Annotated in this window: 15 protein-coding genes and 1 pseudogene; 8 read left to right on the top strand and 8 right to left on the bottom strand. The window is 63.9% G+C overall.

Going from position 1 to position 17,774, the window contains the following annotated elements:
- Positions 1 to 22 precede the first annotated feature (22 nt).
- From ACTIL2_RS00895 to ACTIL2_RS00880, 4 genes and pseudogenes are all read right to left on the bottom strand, one after another.
- On the bottom strand, positions 23 to 1,516 hold the full coding sequence (locus ACTIL2_RS00895) for a plasmid pRiA4b ORF-3 family protein (protein WP_442335556.1): 1,494 nt from the start codon (positions 1,514 to 1,516) through the stop codon (positions 23 to 25).
- 57 nt (positions 1,517 to 1,573) lie between these two features.
- Positions 1,574 to 1,990: a carboxymuconolactone decarboxylase family protein gene (locus ACTIL2_RS00890; protein WP_442335582.1), complete on the bottom strand. Its 417-nt coding sequence runs from the start codon at positions 1,988 to 1,990 to the stop codon at positions 1,574 to 1,576.
- A gap of 59 nt (positions 1,991 to 2,049) precedes the next feature.
- Positions 2,050 to 2,424 (bottom strand): GNAT family N-acetyltransferase, encoded by a 375-nt coding sequence (locus ACTIL2_RS00885; RefSeq protein WP_442335581.1) that lies wholly within the window; start codon positions 2,422 to 2,424, stop codon positions 2,050 to 2,052.
- 48 nt (positions 2,425 to 2,472) lie between these two features.
- Positions 2,473 to 3,468, bottom strand: a pseudogene (locus ACTIL2_RS00880) (pirin family protein); the annotation flags it as partial.
- Positions 3,469 to 3,600: 132 nt separating this feature from the next.
- On the opposite strand from ACTIL2_RS00880, the gene ACTIL2_RS00875 reads away from it, so the two are divergent.
- Entirely contained in the window at positions 3,601 to 4,083 is a 483-nt protein-coding gene (locus ACTIL2_RS00875) for a glutathione peroxidase (RefSeq protein WP_442335555.1), read from the top strand.
- 19 nt (positions 4,084 to 4,102) lie between these two features.
- On the opposite strand, the gene ACTIL2_RS00870 is transcribed toward ACTIL2_RS00875, so the two are convergent.
- The 3 genes from ACTIL2_RS00870 to ACTIL2_RS00860 all read right to left on the bottom strand — a co-directional run bounded on the left by ACTIL2_RS00870 (position 4,103) and on the right by ACTIL2_RS00860 (position 6,327).
- Positions 4,103 to 5,083 (bottom strand): serine hydrolase, encoded by a 981-nt coding sequence (locus ACTIL2_RS00870; protein WP_442335554.1) that lies wholly within the window; start codon positions 5,081 to 5,083, stop codon positions 4,103 to 4,105.
- A 134-nt stretch (positions 5,084 to 5,217) separates the two neighbouring features.
- Positions 5,218 to 6,051 carry an N-acetylmuramoyl-L-alanine amidase gene (locus ACTIL2_RS00865; RefSeq protein WP_442335553.1) on the bottom strand — a complete coding sequence of 278 codons (834 nt, stop codon included), beginning with the start codon at positions 6,049 to 6,051 and terminating at the stop codon, positions 5,218 to 5,220.
- Positions 6,052 to 6,141: 90 nt separating this feature from the next.
- Entirely contained in the window at positions 6,142 to 6,327 is a 186-nt protein-coding gene (locus ACTIL2_RS00860; protein WP_442335552.1) for a hypothetical protein, read from the bottom strand.
- Positions 6,328 to 6,468: 141 nt separating this feature from the next.
- On the opposite strand from ACTIL2_RS00860, the gene ACTIL2_RS00855 reads away from it, so the two are divergent.
- The 6 genes from ACTIL2_RS00855 to ACTIL2_RS00830 are packed head-to-tail and all read left to right on the top strand — an operon-like array spanning position 6,469 to position 14,384.
- Positions 6,469 to 7,878 (top strand): NtaA/DmoA family FMN-dependent monooxygenase, encoded by a 1,410-nt coding sequence (locus ACTIL2_RS00855; RefSeq protein ID WP_442335551.1) that lies wholly within the window; start codon positions 6,469 to 6,471, stop codon positions 7,876 to 7,878.
- Positions 7,875 to 9,497: an ABC transporter substrate-binding protein gene (locus ACTIL2_RS00850; RefSeq protein ID WP_442335550.1), complete on the top strand. Its 1,623-nt coding sequence runs from the start codon at positions 7,875 to 7,877 to the stop codon at positions 9,495 to 9,497. Before ACTIL2_RS00855 ends, ACTIL2_RS00850 begins: the two co-directional genes overlap by 4 nt.
- The gene (locus ACTIL2_RS00845; RefSeq protein WP_442335549.1) at positions 9,498 to 10,517 is read left to right on the top strand and encodes an ABC transporter permease; all 1,020 of its coding nucleotides are present in this window, start codon (positions 9,498 to 9,500) and stop codon (positions 10,515 to 10,517) included.
- Positions 10,514 to 11,380, top strand: coding sequence for an ABC transporter permease (locus ACTIL2_RS00840; RefSeq protein WP_442335548.1), 867 nt, complete (start codon positions 10,514 to 10,516; stop codon positions 11,378 to 11,380). Before ACTIL2_RS00845 ends, ACTIL2_RS00840 begins: the two co-directional genes overlap by 4 nt.
- Positions 11,377 to 13,107, top strand: coding sequence for a dipeptide ABC transporter ATP-binding protein (locus ACTIL2_RS00835; protein WP_442335547.1), 1,731 nt, complete (start codon positions 11,377 to 11,379; stop codon positions 13,105 to 13,107). Before ACTIL2_RS00840 ends, ACTIL2_RS00835 begins: the two co-directional genes overlap by 4 nt.
- Before the next feature lie 20 nt (positions 13,108 to 13,127).
- Positions 13,128 to 14,384, top strand: a complete 1,257-nt coding sequence (locus ACTIL2_RS00830) for an acyl-CoA dehydrogenase family protein (protein WP_442335546.1) — start codon at positions 13,128 to 13,130, stop codon at positions 14,382 to 14,384.
- Between the two features lie 27 nt (positions 14,385 to 14,411).
- Here ACTIL2_RS00830 and ACTIL2_RS00825 read toward each other — a convergent pair whose 3' ends face one another.
- A complete protein-coding gene (locus ACTIL2_RS00825; protein WP_442335545.1) occupies positions 14,412 to 16,523 on the bottom strand; it encodes an amidase family protein in 2,112 nt (703 codons plus the stop codon).
- 90 nt (positions 16,524 to 16,613) lie between these two features.
- On the opposite strand from ACTIL2_RS00825, the gene ACTIL2_RS00820 reads away from it, so the two are divergent.
- Positions 16,614 to 17,768 carry a ring-opening amidohydrolase gene (locus ACTIL2_RS00820; RefSeq protein WP_442335544.1) on the top strand — a complete coding sequence of 385 codons (1,155 nt, stop codon included), beginning with the start codon at positions 16,614 to 16,616 and terminating at the stop codon, positions 17,766 to 17,768.
- Positions 17,769 to 17,774 lie beyond the last annotated feature (6 nt).

The raw sequence follows: 17,774 nt of genomic DNA, 5'->3' as shown, positions 1-17,774 counted from the left end.
CAGTAAACAGGGCACTTTGCAGTCAAAGCTGCTCGCCGCCACGCGCGGCCAGCAGCACATCCCGCGCCAGTGCCGAGGCCGCCTCACCATAATGGTCCGGGTCGGAGACGATGCCGCCCGGGAGCCGCTCCCGCTCCTCCAACGGAGCAATGAACCCGAGTAGGACGGCGTGCGGCGACTCGAAGTTCACCTCGTACTCCGTGAGCCGTCGATGCCCGACGTCCGTCTCCAGGTACCACCCCGAATCACTGAGCAGATCAGCGATCGCCGACTTCTCCCCGCGGGGCATCCCTGTGGTCGCGACACACAGCAGAACCAGCGCACCGATCTCGTTGCCCAGCTTCCGGTCCTCGATCGAGGAGTCACCCGTCATCATTCGCTTGACCAGATGTCTCCACAGCACCTGCGGATCCCCCACCGCCTTCTTCCCCGCAGCGGTGAGCACCACATGCCCGCGGTAGGTGCGCAGCAGCCCGAAACCTGTGAGAGCCCTACGCACCTCCAGGACCTGCTTAACCAGGGACTCACTGTTGCCCCTCACATGACGGTCCATGGAAGCCGGAAGCGCCGCCCATGCTTGCTTCACGATCGCCGTCGGCAGGTAACCGGACGCCGTGAGCTTCACACCCTTGTCACCGGCATCAGCGATGATCTCCAGGAAGTGGGTGATACCGCTCAGAGCATCAGCCTTCTGCTCGGGGGCGAGGTCATCCCGCTCCCGGTGGAGCACCTCCAGCTTGGAGCCGAGGAACACCGTCCACGGGGACTGCTCCAAGTAAGTCCAGATCGTCCGGAACACGGGGTAGCCGCGCAGCAGGCCAGGAACATAGTCCGGGTCGGAGGACGCTTTCGCCCACCATTCCACCGCCGTCAGACGTTGGTTGATCTCCTCGACGTCGATGAACTCCAGATCACTGAGGACGTCCGGGAACGCGTCCGCGAACTCGCCGAGTTCCTCCGCGGTTCGTCGGCTGCCGCAGTCCTCCGGTGGTGCAGCCCGCTCCCCGCCGAGGTACACGGCAGCCAGCGCGTCCTGCTCCCTGTCCTTGACCTCCACGAGGGTGACGGTCAGGTCCCAGTTGTCGCCGAAATCGTAGAGGTAGTGCAGGACGTCGCCCGGCTGCTGGACGGTCTCATCCAGCCGGACCTCGGAGGCGGGCGCCCCGTCGTTGTACGGGTCCGGCTCGTTGACGTCGAACGGGCAGAGGAACAACTCGGCGTCGGCATTGAAACTGTCTGCGCTGGCACCGAGGGCGAACCGGTAGAGGTGGTAGTCCCACCACAGGTAGGACGCCTGGATCGCCTGGTGCAGGACGCCGAGCGTCAGGTCCGACGCGACGTCCACCTCACGCCAGATCGGTGGATCGGAATCCACGATCTCCAGGCGGATACGGAAGGTACGGCGCTCCGGTAGAGGCTCGCGGCGCAGGTGGGGACGGTCCGGGATGGGCCCCAACATCTCCTCGAAACCGGGCGGGGGCTCGGACGGTTGGTCCTGCGGCTGATGGATCGGCATGGTGGCCAGGGTAGACGCGACCGCAGGCGTGGAACACCCATCTGCCTGCCGGTACAGTTACCCCACCGGCGGATGCCCGGATCCGATCGAGATCCGGTTGTAGGCGTTGATCAGTATGATCGCCCACTCCAGCGCGGCGACCTGCTCGCCGGTGAACTCCCCCAGCGCGGCGGCAACGGCGTCCTCCACCGTGGGGCGTCCCGACCCCGGCTGCGGTTCGGTGAGCGCCTCCGCCAGCCCCAGCGCGGCGCGCTGTGCGGGGTTGAACACGCCGGACGCGTCATGGCGCCAACTGGGCAGCAGGTCCAGTTCGCTCTGCTCCACCCCTGCCTTGCGGGCGGCGGGCACGTGGACACTGAGGCAGGTGGGGCAGCCGTTGATCTGGGAGACCCGCACATTGACCAGCTCAATCAGCGAGCCCGGCAGGTCGGCGGCGTCGTAGGCCCTGCGTCCGGCGAGCACGGCGCCGTTCATCGCGCGGTAGATCTCCGGCTGGGTCTTGTCGATGTAGGGGCGCGGATCCCCGGGACGGCTCACCGGTCGCTCCCGTCACCGTGCTCCTCCACGAAGGCCAGGTCATTGTTGGTGGGCTGGCGCAGCGGTCCGTCCCACCCCTTCTTCTTCGTCCAGGAGTTCACGTACGGGCACACGGGAACCACGGTCAGCCCCGCAGCACGGGTGTCCGCCAGTGCGTTCTCCACCAGGACGCCGGCCAGGCCGCGTCCGGAGTAGTCGTCGCCGACCTCGGTGTGGAAGAAGATGCGGGCGCCGTCGTGGTCGACGAAGTAGGCGGAACCGACCTTCCCGTCATTGCCGTCAATGTAGATGCCGTAGGCGTTGCCCTTGGGGGTCAGGCGGACCTCGACGGGTGCGCCGGTCTTGTCGGTGAGCGGGGCTGGGGTGCTCATGGTGTTCTCCTTGTTTGTGGGTGGTGTGGGTGCGTAGGGGTCGTCGCCGGGGCGGGCGACCGGGGACGGGTTGGACCTGGCCTTCAGAGGAGACCCGGGGATCTCCGGCGCGGGCAGGCGGTCGGGCCCGTCCGGGTCGTGCCCGGTGTAACCCTCTGTCTTCCCGAACAGCTCTGAGTGGCTGTTCCATTCCTCCCGGAACCGGCGGATCTCGGCGTCCGAGCGTCCGACGAAGTTCCACCACATCACAACCGGTTCGGTGAAGGGTTCTCCGCCAAGCAGGATCAGGCGGGCCCGGGTGCCGCCGGTGTTGCGGATGCGCAGTTGACTGCTGCCGGTGCCGGTGTAGGCGAGTTCGGTGCGCCGGACGGTGGCGTCCTCCACGGTGACGGTGCCGGTGTCGACGAGGACGCCGTGCTCGAAGGACTCGTCGACGGGGAGGTCCAGTCTGGCACCGGGTTCCAGGTGGATCTCCGCACCGAGCAACGGGGAGAAAGTAAGCACCGGCGACGTGCTTCCAAGGGCGGAACCGAGAAAGACCAGGGCGTCCCCACCGTCGAAGACCACCGGTTCGGGGACGTAGTGGTCGAAGCGGCGTTCACCGTGGCGTGCGCCCTCCGGCAGGACGGTCCACAGCTGCACGCCGTGGAGGATGACGGTGTCGTCGGTGGAGACCTCGGAGTGGCAGATGCCGGCACCAGCGGTCATCAGGTTGACCTCGCCGGGTCGCACCGTTTCGTGGATGCCGTGGGAGTCGTCGTGCCGGATCTCGCCGGTGAACAGCCAGGACACGGTCTGCAGTCCGGTGTGCGGGTGCGGGGCCACGTCCATGCCGCCGGTCTCGCCGACAGGGTCGGGACCGTAGTGGTCGCAGAAGCACCAGGCGCCGATGAGGCTGCGGCGGCGCTGGGGCAGCGTGCGGTGCACGGTCATGGCGCGTGGACCTCCGAGCGGGACGTCGCGGGCTGTGATGATCTCGACGTCGACGCCGGTGTCACCGGTCGTGCACAGCTGCTCCGCGGGACGGGGATCGGTGTTGGACATCGGGGTGCACCTTCCGTGTCGGCGGACTGGCATCTAGTTGATGTATCACGTACTTACGCCCACAGTGTACGCGGACCCATCCGGAAACGGAGGCCAACACACACTCCACACACGACCACTACCCTGGCGGACATGTCTGACATCAAGAACATCCCCGTCCATGCACTCGACGGTTCCGAGCTGAACCTCGCGTCCTTCAGCGGGCCGGTCCTCGTCGTCAACGTCGCCTCGAAATGCGGGCTAACCCCGCAGTACACCGCACTGGAACAGCTGGCGAAGGACTACGGCCCGAAGGGACTGACCGTCGTCGGCATGCCCTGCAACCAGTTCATGGGCCAGGAGCCCGGCAGCGCCGAGGAGATCGCCACATTCTGCTCCACGACCTACGGCGTGACCTTCCCACTGCTGGAGAAGGCCGACGTCAACGGGGAGAACCAGCACCCGCTGTACGCCGAGCTCACCCAGACCCCTGACGCCGACGGCGAGGCCGGGGACGTCCAGTGGAACTTCGAGAAGTTCCTGGTCAGCTCTGACGGCCAGGTGCTGAACCGCTTCCGCCCCGCGACCGTGCCGGACGATCCGGCGGTGATCTCCGCGGTCGAGGCGGCGCTGTAAGGGCTGCCGGGAGGTACAGCTAGCCGAGCGACTCCAGCACCAGGGCCCCGGCGCGCTGCACGTAGGCATCGGCGTCCGACGGGCTGCGTCCCTCCTCGAAGGACGTCGTGGCCGTCAGGGCCACCGAACGTCCCGGAAGCAGGATGTAGCCTGCATCGTGACTGGCGCCCTCGACTTCGCCGGTCTTGTTCGCCAGGACGTCCTGCGGAATCACCGCGCCGAACTTGGTGTCCACCTGCTGGCCGCGCATGAGGTCGATGAAGTGGGCGCTGGACGCCGGGGACAGGATCTCGCCGCGCTTGATCTGCGCGAGGAAGTTGGTGACGCCGGCGGCACTGAGGGTGTTGGGACCTTCCGACGTGCCCCCGGGATCCATCATCTTGGACCCCAGATGGAAGTCGCCGTAGCCGAGGGACGCCATGTAGTCGTTGACCGGGGCGAAGCCACCGACCTCGTCGATGAGGATATTCGCCGCCGAGTTGTCACTGACCTGGATCATGAGCTGGGCCAGCTCACCGACGGTGACCTGCTGGGGGAAGTTGCGGTCCTTGAGCTCACCGGATCCGCCGACGATGTTGGGCTCGTCGCCGTTGAGGGTGACGGTCTTGTCGAGGGACGCCCGCCCCTGCTCCGCCTGGTGCAGCAGGGTCGCCAGGATCGGCAGTTTGATCACGCTGGCAGCCCTCTGCTGTTCGCCCGAACCGGCGTCGACACTACCTTGCGCGGCTACCGGGTTCAGGTCCCGCACGGAGACGCCGAGGTTGATGCCGTCGGCTGCGGCCTCGTCGACGAGCGCGGAGAGTTGTCCGTCCAGGTTCTCCCAGGATGTGTCCTGGCCGGGAATGACGGATTCGGCGATGTCACTGATGGGGCCCGGGAGCGGCGGCGGGCCACCAGGGGCCGCCTGGGCGAATCCCGGTGTGGCCGCGGCGACGGCCACCGCCAGGAGCGGCGCCGCAAAGGTTCTGGACTTCGCGTGGGTTCTGTTTGTCTTTGGCACGTGATCCTCTCGTCGCAGGCGATGTCGGGATAACTTCCTCGGAACTTCCGGGGACGGTACATCATCGCGGCGGGACGTGCCAGGTAATCGGTGGGACTGGTGTGACCGGAAAGTGTCACTGTCAGGCGACGGGACTAGGACGAGCCGGGCATGGACCCCTGAACCGACCCCAGCGGCGAGCACTCCCGGGACGTTGCGAGAGCGGCGACGATACCGGCACCCAACCCGTTGGCGTACTCGGTTTTCTCCTGCGCGGTGATGCCATGCGCTCCCCCGCCCGTGGCACTGCCGTACTCACTGTAGATCCACGGGACGTCGGCAATCAGCGAGATCACCGGCAGGTTCCCACCCCACAGGCCGGGGCGCTCATCGAAACTGTTGTCCGTGACCTGTACGTTCCTGCGCTCGGCCAGTGACCTCGCCCCCGCGACGACGGTGGACATCCGCTCGGATTCCGCGGCCACGCCTGCATTGTCGAAGGTGACGGTGTGCGGTTGCCCGTCCTCCCCGGTGCCGGTCCTGGACCCGCCGTCACGCTGCGGGAAGATGGCGGAACCGGCGGCACCCGGCGTGCTGTGGACGGATACCCCCATCACCGCGCCAGCGTCGGTGGCGCGGTCAACACGTTCGCGGTAGGTGACGTTGTCGGCGACACTGTCCTTGAGCAGGACGGCCCGGAACCCGGCGGCCTCCACCCGCTGCTTGACCGTGGTAGCGACGTCCAGGACGTCGGCGTCCTCCCGGCCGTTGGGGTAGTCCGCCATCAGGACGCCCGTCTCCGGGTCGACGGTGTTGGTCTCGACCCCGTTGTGACCGGGATCGATGGCGACGGTGCAGGTTGTTGCTCCTGTCGAGCCGGCTCCGGCGCCCGAGCCAGGAAGTGACGACCCGGGCAACGGTGCCGCTGACGCCGTGACAGTGCCGGCGACCACCGCCAATGCGACGGACGCTGCGGCTGCCGCCGCCATTGCCGGTGTTGTGGACGGACCCCTTGGGGCACGGACGACAGAACGTTTCCTCACGAAAGTCATGGGTCCAGTGTATAGAGCACTCAGAATTCAGTCACTTCTGCCCCATGTGTAACAGGTTGTGGGCCACGGCCACCGCGAGTACAACCTCAGGTTGCCCAGCGACGCCGAGCCTTCGTAGTAGTTGGGGTGCGGGATACCGAGGATGACGTTGTCCGGGTACTCGGATCCCTCCGGCAAGATCTCCTTGGTGAACTCACCGTGCGGTCCGGTCACTTCGAGCCCCCGGGCCCGCTCGATGGGAAGTACGCAGAGCGGAAATGACTCCTTCCACCGGGGTTTCATTCACCGTGATTCTGGTTTCGCAGCGATTCAAAGCGTTGAGACGTCCCTTCCGAAGGGCCAGAGTCATGCTGCATGACTCGCGAACTGATCTACAACGCCTTTCTCCACCTCACACCAAACCACCACAGCCATGGGTACTGGCGCACCCCCGAAGGCCAGGGACAGTACGGGTACTCGAAGCTTCAGCCGTACGTGGAAGCCGTAAAGACCCTTGAGCGAGGCCGATTCGACTCACTTTTCATCGCAGACGTCGTCGGAGTGTACGACCTCGACTTCGGCGACGGAACCGCGAGCATCCGAGCTGGATCCCAGTTCCCCGAGCCTGATCCCGTATCGATCGTCTCAGCCCTCGGGCTGGTCACAGAGCACCTGGGCCTGGCAGTCACGAGCAATATCATTCAGAGTCATCCATTCTCATTTGCACGCCAGTTGTCATCTCTTGACCACTTCACTGATGGTCGTGTCGCCTGGAACATCGTCACGTCCTACCTGTCCAACGGATTCAGGAACTACGGGCACGACACCATTGTCGGGCACGACGATCGCTACCGGTGGGCCCAGGAGTACGTCGACGTCGCATACAAGCTCTGGGAACACTCCTGGGAGGATGGAGCGGTCCTTCACGACCCGGAGACAAACCGATTCTTCGACCCGGAGAAGATTCACCGGATCTACCACGAGGGCGAGAACTACAAGGTCGAAGGACCCCACGTTGTCGAGCCTTCGCCACAACGCACCCCCGTTCTCTTCCAAGCAGGAAACTCCCCCGCCGGCCGCGAGTTCGCCGTTCAGAATGCCGAGGTCACCTTCCTGCCTTCCAACACCCCGGCTACCGCGCAGCGCGACATCGCCGTCCTCAACGACTTGGCACGACGTCGCGGAAGAAACCCTGACTCGCTGAAGAAGATTGTCCAGCTGTCAACAGTCATCGGTTCGACCGAGGAAGAGGCACGTCGAAAGCAGGAACACCTTTACGACAACATCGATTACGACGCACTCCGGGCATTTCTCAGCGGCGGAAGTGGCATTGATCTGTCCTCAATCGACCCCGACACCACTCTTGATCAACTGAAGGACAGGACGGAGCTCGGGGACGGAGTACGTTCACATTTCCGAGCCGCCGTCGAGGCCGGCTACGGCAATGGCCGTCCCGTGACGTTCCGCGACTTTCTCCGCGACCACGCATTCCTCCCCGGCCGGTTCGCGGGAACACCCGAGCAGATCGCAGACCTCGTACAGGAATGGGCCGACGCGGGAGTTGACGGGTTCAACGTCGTTCCGGTGACCACGCTTGGAGGCTGGTGGGACGAATGGGTCGATAACGTCGTACCTGTCCTCCAGGAACGCGGACTCGCACAGCGCGAGTACCATCCCGGCACTCTCCGGGAGAAGCTGTTTCGTTCCGGCCCCTCCATCGACCCGACCCACCGCGCTCACCAGGTGAGTCTGAACGACGGAGTGTCGACGGAGACTGCCTCGTGACCCCACCCAGAACCCTCCTACAGGGCACTGGGGTGCTCGGGATAGCAATAGCCTCGGTTGCTGCAATCACCTCATGTACATCCTCCTCAGCCACCACAGCATCGGATACCCCGAGGGATGACACGATCTCCTACGTCCACGCCCAAGAGCCACCCTGCATCTGGGGCTCCTGGGTGCAGGCGGCCTACACATCCCGCCAGGTATTCGATTCCTTGGTCAGCTGGGACGATGACCACCCGGTCCCCTGGTTGGCGAAGGATTGGGAAGTCTCGCCCGATGGCAAGGACATCACCTTCTCCCTGAGGGACGATGTCACCTTCACCGACGGCACCGAGTTCAATGCCGCCGCAGTTGTCGCGAACACAGACTACTGGGTGGAGAACCTCGGCTGGAACAGCTTCTCGTATCTGGAGGGCGCCTCGGAGAATGAGGAATACAATGTCACCCTTCATCTTTCAGAACCCAATCCAGGGATCTTCCGTGTGCTCTCGAACGGTCATTATGGGATCCAGTCCCCAACCGCACTGGAGAACAATTCTGAGGCGGAAAACTGTCAGTACCCCGTCGGGTCAGGACCATGGAAGGTAGACGACTGGTCCCAGGGGCAGAAGATTCTCTTCGAGAGAAACGACGAGTACAGTTCCGCACCGACCAACGTCATGAACCAGGGGCCACCCCACGAAAAGTACCTTGAATGGAAGTTCGCCCCGGATGCGAACACACGCTGGAGTGCGTTGACCAGTGGCGAAGCGGATGCTGTCTACGACCCACCTGCCAGCCAGTGGGGCACCGCGGAAGAGGATTACCAGGTCCACTCGTACATCACGGGCGGACGCCAGCAAGCGTTCTCCTTCAACGTTGAGCAGGGCCCGTTTACCGATGTCCGGGTACGTCAGGCATTCGCCCACGCGACAGATCGAAAGCGCATCACAGAAACTGTCTTCAAAGGGTCGGCGCCGTACGAGGCCAACGGATCACTGAGCCCCGCCAATCCGTACTACCTGGACGTCAACGACAGCTACGGCTTTGATCCAGAACGAGCGGGGGAACTCCTCGATGACGCTGGGTGGAAACTCAATGACGACGGTGTGAGGGAAAAGAACGGCGAAACCCTCCACATCCGACTTCCCTTCGGCTCGGATGCGATCGTCGGGCAGGACGGGACCGCTGCACTTCAAGCCGTCAAGGAGCAGGCTGACCAGGTCGGATTCGACCTGGAGCTCATCCCTCTGACACAGACCCAACACTTCGCGGGTGAGAAACAGGGAGCCGACGAAGCCGAGCTGATCTTCGGGTACTGGGTCTGGCCATCTCCGAACATCCTGGACATCGTCTACAACGCCGGCACGGAGGAGGAACCGAACGGAAACAACAAGAGCCACTTCAGCAACCCGGAGGTTGAGGAAAGAATCATGGCCGCCCAACGAGAGACCGACCCTTCCGTCAGGGAAGACCGGTACCACGACCTCCAGTCCTACTTCAACGACGAAGCGATAGCGGTCGGATTCTATGACTTCACCAATAATGTTGTCACGCAGAAGGACCTTGAAGGGTTCAAGCAGGACCAGGGAAGCAATGGCATGCCCATCTTCAACGACGTGACGTTGGAGGACGGATAAATGGCCACCACAACAACCTCCGGCCCCCTGTCCGCTGCCACCGAGGACCCACAGTCAGTTGCCGCGTCGAGAAGGAAGAGCCTACTGGCGATAGTCGGGAGGAAAGTGCTCTCCTCCGTCTTCGTCCTGTGGGGAGCGTTTACCGTCACCTTCATAGTCTTGTCCGTCCTGCCAGGTGACCGGGCCACCATCGTGTTGAACGTGCAATCGGGCTTGACGACCGTGCGGACCGGTGACGAAATTGCGGCGGTTGAAGCGGAGTACGGTTGGGACCGCCCAGTGATCGTCCAGTACTTCGACTACATCTGGAATGCTCTGCAGGGCAATCTCGGCGAATCCTGGGAATTGCGCAGGTCAGTTGTCGACATCATCTCCGAACAGCTGTGGCCGACGATTTCCCTGGCAGTTTTCGCGCTGGTGCTGGCATGGATACTGTCGGTCCTCTGGACACTGATCACAGCCGGACGCGGCTCACGCACAGGTTCCATCGGTTCGGGCGTGGAGACCATCGCCGCAGGACTGCCCCAGTACTGGCTTGGAGCGATCCTCCTCATCGTCTTCGCCGTACAACTTGGCTGGTTCCCCGTTATCGGCGGCACAGGATTCGTAGACACCATCCTGCCCGCCCTTTCGCTGGCGATTCCTCTGGCAGGCTTCCTCGGACAGGCAACGCGGACCGAATTCGACCGCGCGTTCCGCCAGCCATTCGTGACCTCTGCGCGAACCCGTGGCATGAGCGAGAACGGAGTCCGTGCACGCCATGTCCTGCGCCATTCCCTCATACCCGGGATCACTTTGTCCGGATGGGCCGTGGGCAGCCTGATCTCAGGTGCCGTGCTTGTCGAGCAGGTCTTCGCACGACCGGGGCTCGGTTCGGTCCTGGTCCGCTCCGTGTCCAACAAGGACTTCGACCTCGTGATAGGGATCGTTGTCCTGATCAGCCTCTTCTACGTGGTCGTCAACCTGATCGTCGATCTCGTCTACACCGTCGTTGACCCGAGACTCAAGGAGACGCAATGAGTACCCCGGTAGCGTCCCAGTCCACGATCCGGGCCCGGTACCGACTACCGAAACTGGGCGTACCGCTCTCCGTTGCGGTGTCCGGAGCCATTGCATTCGTACTTCTTGTCGCTGCGATCGCACCATCCCTTCTTGCCACCCACTCACCGTCCGACATCAGCCTGGAGAGTCCTCTGGCAGCTCCGTCCACCGAGCATTGGCTGGGGACCGACGCCATCGGACGTGACCTTTACAGCAGGATCATCCACGGAACCCAGACTTCGCTTCTGATCGGTGCCTTGGCCATGCTTCTGGCGCTGGTGTTGGCGATCATCCTGGGCTTTGCATCTTCTCTCGGGCCGAAATGGATTGCTTCGGTAGTCGATCGACTTCTCGAAGTCCTCCTCGCGTTTCCGGTCCTGTTGCTGTCCCTGTTATTCGTGGCATTGCTCGGACCTTCAGCGACCAGCCTGGTCATCGCCGTGGGAATTGGATCCGCCCCCGGCTACGCCCGACTCATCCGCGCACAGGGGATGAGGGTCCGGAACTCATCGTATGTGGAAGCGGCGCGGGCTCTCGGACACAGCCGTCGAGTGCTGTTCACCCAGCACATCTTCCCCAACGCTTTCAGACCACTTGTGGCACTGGTGTCCCTCGGTATCGGACAGAGCGTGGTCTGGGCTTCAGGGCTGTCGTTCCTCGGGCTCGGCGTTGCGCCTCCGTCGCCAGAGTGGGGTGCGCTACTCAACGCCGGCAAGGGCGATATCGCCACCGCCTGGTGGTTGGTGATCATGCCTGGTCTAGCCATCGCGGTAACTGCGCTCGTATTCACACAGATCGGACGGTTCATCCAGGATCGATCGGAAGGGATTTCACAATCATGACCACCACCCCACTACTTCGAGTTGAGAACCTCAACGTCTCCTTTGCGAACTCCGGTCGCAGTCGGACTAGCAAGGATGAGCTGAAGCCTGTGGTCAAGGACATCAGCTTCACGCTCGACCGCGGGAGGTGTATCGCACTCGTCGGGGAATCCGGTTCCGGGAAGTCTGTGACTGCCCGCTCACTGGTCGGGCTCACCGGGGAAGGTGCGGTAGTCAACGCCGACGCGCTGGAGTTCGAGGGAGCCGAGTTGCAGGGGCGCCCGGACTCCTGGTGGCAGGACATTCGCGGCTCAAGAATCGGCTTCGTCCTCCAGGACGCGCTGGTGTCGTTGGATCCCCTTCGGCCCGTCGGCAAGGAGATCTCCGAGGCTTTCACACTTCATGCGGGCACGAGGGGTGTCGACGTACCCGAGCGGTCTGCACGAGACGACGCGGTCACGAATCTTCTTGCCGAGGTAGGCGTACCCGAACCCGAGATTCGTGCACGCCAGCGACCCGACGAGCTTTCCGGTGGGCTCCGCCAGCGGGCCCTGATCGCATCAGCGATTGCTCTCAACCCGTCTCTGGTCATCGCCGACGAACCGACAACTGCACTGGACGTCACTGTCCAGGCACAGGTTCTTGACGTGCTGGAGACCATGATATCCGCAGGTACAAGTGTCATTCTCATCAGCCATGATCTTGCTGTGGTTGCTCGCTTGGCGGATGAAGTACTGGTCATGAACGGCGGAAGAGTCGTGGAGTCCGGCCCTACTGAAGAGCTCCTGCGGGCACCACAACATCCGTACACACGCCAGTTGATCAACGCAGTTCCCAGTGAACGGACAAAAGGCGGTCGCTTGACCACCCCTGCACGGTCGCACCGCTCCGCCTCGAGTCTCTTCCCCCCACATGAAGCCAATCCCGACTCTGTTCACTCCGAAACTTCTGGGCCTGTTCTCGACGTCCAGAATGTGTCCAAGTCCTACCGTGGCCCTGATCGGCAGTACAGACGAGTTGTCAAGGATATTTCTTTCCACCTCAACCGGGGAGAGACAGTGGGCATCGTCGGTGAGTCCGGCTCCGGGAAGAGCACCTTGGCACGTATCGCACTGGCCCTGGTGAAGCCTGATTCCGGTCACGCCTATTTCAACGGTGAACGGTGGAGCGATGCCTCTGAACCACGGCAACGCGCGATTCGTCGCAAGATATCGGTGGTGTTCCAGGATCCACTGAGTTCCTTTGACCCACGATGGAAGGTGTCCAGAATCCTCACGGACGCCATTCACCTCGGGGATCCCAGATACGCCAGTAAACCCAGGGACAGAGCCGTAGAACTGTTGGAGATCGTGGGACTGTCCTCTGATCATCTTGATGTCTGGCCGCTTCACCTGTCCGGCGGGCAACGTCAGCGCGTCGCGATTGCACGTGCTCTGGCGACCGATCCAGAGATCATCGTGCTCGACGAGGCAGTATCTGCCCTTGACGTCTCAATTCAAGCTCAGATACTTGACCTTCTGAGCGATCTACAGGACCAACTCAACGTGAGCTACCTGTTCATCTCCCATGACCTCGGAGTCATTCACCACATGAGTGACCGGGTTCTCGTCATTCAGGACGGGAACCTGGTCGAACACGGACCTGCCGACACGGTCTTCAACGCTCCGCAGCATCCATACACCCAACAACTCCTCGAGTCGCTTCCACGGCTCGACGCAGCCCGCACACCCGACACGATCGCATCGTGAACCTTCAGGAAGGAATCTCCATGACGACGGCAACAACCACTTCGCCAGCCTCAATCTCCGACCGGGTAACGGAGGTGACGAAAGGGATCAGGGAGGATGCCGTGCAGCGCGAGCTATCCAGCCTGTCGCCCGAACCCCAGGTGAGAGCCCTCGCGAAAGCTGGTCTGGGACGACTTCGTGTCCCGTCTCAATTTGGCGGTGCGGACGGTTCAGTAGCCGATCTGCTGGAACTGCTGGTACCTCTGGCCGCGGCGGATTCAAACTTCGTCCAGATCTTCCGTGGGCACTTCGGTTTCGTCGAATTCCTCCTCGATCAGGCGGACTCCCCGGTACGCAATGATCTCCTCAATGCCGTTGGGCGCGGAGAGATCTTTGGTCCCGCTGCATCGGTTCCCGCCACTGGGCAGCCGGGCGGTGGGGCGGCCCCCGCAGTCATCATCGACTCAACGACCACACTCCGGAAAGAGGGCGATCACACGCTGCTCTCCGGAACGAAGTTCTACACAACAGGCAGTCTCTACTCGGACTGGATAGCCGTTGCCGTCGTGGACGAGGACGGCGCGAAAGAGGTTCTGGTCCGCCGCGATGATCCCGGCGTGACCGTGGTAGACGACTGGGGCGGGTTCGGCCAGCGCTTCACAGCAAGCGGAACAACAACTTTCGACGACGTCAGCGTGCGCGATGGTTACGTGTTCGCCCGTAACGAGTCTGGGACTGATGCATATCTCGGTGCTTTCTATCAGTTCATTCATTCCGCGACCCAGGCCGGAATCATCCAACGGGCGACCGAGGATCTCGCGGAGGTCGTTCGTAAACGGAAGAGGAGCTATCCCCTGGCGACCGTGGCTGTTCCTCGAGATGACCCGGAAGTTCTCCAGGTTGTCGGCGATGTAGCGTCCGCGAAGTTCGGAGCACGTGCGAACGTGGAATCGCTGGCACGTGCCTTTGACAACTACCGATCGTCCAACAAGAACACGGACAAGTTGACGCAGGCTATCGTTGCATCCGCGCAGACACAGGTACTGAACACCCGGTTAGCGGGGGAAGCGACGTGGAACCTTTTCAATGCGGCCAGCGCATCCGCAACCAACGGCGATTTGGCATTGGACCGTCACTGGAGGAATGCGCGGACGATCTCGTCCCACAACCCCGTGATCTACAAGGCTCGCACGGTCGGTGACTTCACGGTCAATGGATCAGTGCCGGACGTGCACAGGGGGTTCGGCGCATCCGCCACTCGCCAACAGCCCGGAGAAGAGGACACCGACGGCCGTTAACGGTTGATGTTGCCGGAGCGGTGCCACTCAGCTATCCACTACCGGGACTGAATACCCCATCATCTCCAACTCCCCCGCCACAGCCAACGCCAGATCCTCCCGTCCGGGGGCAGCGACCACCTGCACGGACAATGGCATCCCCGACTCACCGTCCACAGCGACCGGGACGGAAACCACCGGGCAGCCCGTCAGCGTGACCGCACGGCAGTGGAACATGAGCTCCCACCCACTGAGGACATGACCGTCAACGGTCATGGTTCCATCGTGACCGCATGCCGGCCCCGGAGCGACGGGCAGCACCACGACATCCACTTCGTCGAATACCCGCAGCGCCTCCGCCCGCGACGCCAACGCCGTCGGCTTCGCAGTTTCCGCGTCCCCGACGGGATCATTGGCGATCGATGCCGCCGTTCCCGGAGACAGCAGGGCGTCCCTCCCGACGACGGCTGCGCGGTGGTCCAGCAGCGGTTCCGCGTCACGCCACGCGTTGTACTCCTCAACAAGCCCAGTGAATACCGCGGAGTTCTCGGACACTGAATGACCGGCACCACCCAGGTGACCAGCAACAGCGGCGACGGCTGCAGCAACTTCCGCACTCACCGGTTGGATCCGTTCGCCAGTGCTCCAGGCGATGCGAAGCGGGGTACCCACCGACTCGCGATCCGCCGTCACCGTGTGTCCGGACATGATCTGCCAGGCCGTTGACACGTCGGCGACTGTGCGGGCCATCGGCCCGATGACCTGCAGCAGCCCCTGCACCGAATCAGCAGGTTCCACCGTCCCCCCTTCCTCGTCGATTCCCATCGCCCCGCCCTTCCCGGGAACCTGCCCGTCGGACGGCATCATCGCACCCAGCTCCGCATCACCAATGGCACAGGGCGCCGTGGGACGCAGTCCCACAATCCCCGTGCACTGGGCGGGCCACCGGATGGAACCGCCGAAATCCGTCCCCACCCCCAGGGCCGACAGACCAGCCGCCAGGGACGCCGCCTCACCGCCGCTGGATCCTCCGGGCGCCAGCGACTGCTTTTTCGCGGCGGCCAGGGGATTCTCCGTCCTCCCTCCCTCCGGACTCGTACAAGTGACCCCGAAGGCGAACTCCGGGCAGTTGGTCTTGCCGATGATGATCGCCCCGGCGTCCTCCAGCCGCTGCACGGCGGTTGCCGTCACCGTGCCGATCTCTCCGTGGAACGCGCGGGACGCTGCGGTGAGCGGGAGCCCCGCGACAGCGATGACGTCCTTGATGCTGACAGGAACCCCCGCGAGCGGTCCAACCCTTCGACCGGCGGCAACGGCACGGTCGATCGTGTCCGCGCGATCCAGTGCCGCCTCGAAATCCACGGAGATGTAGGCGTTCAGCCGGGCGGACGCCGCATGGAGTCGCCGTGTGGCCTCGATGACTGAGCGGGCGGTGAAGCGGCGTTCCTGCACCCCGTCGGCGATGTCACCCGCTGACAGCCAGCGGGGATCATCGATCCCGGGGTCCCGGTCCAGGTAGGAGCGCTCGCCGTGATTCTCGAACTCCTCCATGGCGACCGTACTGTCGGCGGTTTCCATGGCGTTCAACAGGTTCACGTGCCGTTGGTAGCCATGCATCAGATCGCCGTGTTCCGCGGCCTCGTTCTTGAGGTTCCACGACATCCACACCTGCATCTGGGTCATCAGCTGCCGGTAGAAGTTGCTGAGCCGTCCGCTGTCCGCCGCGTCCACCACCGCGGTATGGAAGCCGATGTTCGTCCGGGTGAACGCCACGGGGTCGCCCGATGTGGCGGCCTTGTGCATCTTTCCCAGCCAGGATCGCGCAGGGGTGAGCGCCTGCGCCATCGACGGTGGGGAGCCAGCCGCACCATGCAGGATCTTCTCCAGCGCGAACCGTTCGAGGGCATGCCGCAGGTCGTAGATCTCCCCCAGATCCCCGTGCGTCATGTCGACCACCCGGTGGCCCCGCCGGGGCAGATGTGTCAGGAGACCGCGGGTCTCGAGGACGCGCAGGGCCTCCCGGAGAGGGGGTCTGCTGATCCCCATCGCCTCGGACACCCGCGGCTCACTCACCCTGTCCCCGGGGCGGAGCCGACCGCCGAGAATCTCCTCGGTGATCTTCTCGGCGGCGGACTCCACAAGACTCTGCTGCTGCTTCATGCGTCCAGTAAAGCATGGGGATCCGACATTTAACCGGTATGAAACCAAAGGTCACAAACCTGCAAACTCAGTTCTGTAGACAGTTCAGACATGAGTAGAGAACAGTCCCAACCCCTTGTCGAGATGATCGTCTGCCCCATGACGGCGCCCTCCGACACCTCCGCACTGGAGCGTGCGGTGGAGGACGCCGACTTCTCCCCCGCAGACGTCATCGCCCTCGTGGCCAAGTCCGAGGGCCACGGCCTGCCCAATGACTACGGCCGCGTCCTGTGCGAGCAGTCCCTGAAGTCCAGCCTCGCGACGCTCCGCGGTACGGACACCGATGAGGTGTCCGCCAGCACCTCGGTCATCGTCTCCGGTGGATCACCGGGCGTCCTCAGCCCGCACGTCACCGTCATCGCGCAACGCTGGGTGCCGGCCGACCCGGAACGTCCTGCGGAGCCGGAACCGGACGGTGGCGGACTCGTCCTCGGACGGGCCACCACCGAACCGATCCTCCCGGAGCATGTCGGCCGCCGTGCGCAGGTCGAGACGGTGTCCACCGCCGTCGCCGCGGCCATGTCCGATGCGGGCGTCGCCGATCCCTCGGACGTCCACCTCGTGATGGTGAAGGGGCCCGCGCTCACCCCCAGGACCATTGACGAGGCCCTTGCGTCCGGAAAGAGCGTGGTCACCACTGATCCGGGAATCGGCCCGCAGGGATCGATGTGCTTCTCCAACGACGCCTCCGCCCTCGGCGTGGCCGTCGCCCTCGGCGAGGTGCCGGACTCCGCGGTCACCGATGAGGTCATCCGGCAGGACTGGAGCCTCTTCAGCTCCGTCGCCGCGACATCGGCCGGCGGGGAGAAGAAGCAGGGCGAGGTCCTGCTCCTCGCCAACCGTGCCGACTCCCTGTCTCCGCTGCGCATCGGCCACAGCCTCATCACCGACCTCCTGGACACGGACGGGGTGCGGAGGGCCCTCGCCAACGCCGGTCTCGACGTCGGCCCCCAGGCCACCGGGGATGAACGGGGACGTATCGCCCAGGTCTTCGCGAAGGTCTGCATCCCCGCGTCGAATGAACTGCGCGGCGCCCCCATCGTCCTCAACGCCGACCATGAAGCGCATCACGTCGCCAAGGCACTCGGTGCCGCCATCGTGGGTTCGGTCACCGGAAAAACCACCGCCTTCGTCTCCGGCGGCGAGAAGAACTCCCACATGGGGCCACCCGGCGCGAACCCCGTCGCCGCCGTGGTGCGCAGGTAGAAGGGC

The sequence above is a fragment of the Corynebacterium sp. genome (assembly GCF_052107835.1).
In the GTDB taxonomy this organism is placed as follows: Bacteria; Actinomycetota; Actinomycetes; order Mycobacteriales; family Mycobacteriaceae; genus Corynebacterium.
This window is presented reverse-complemented; position numbering and strand designations above follow the sequence as displayed.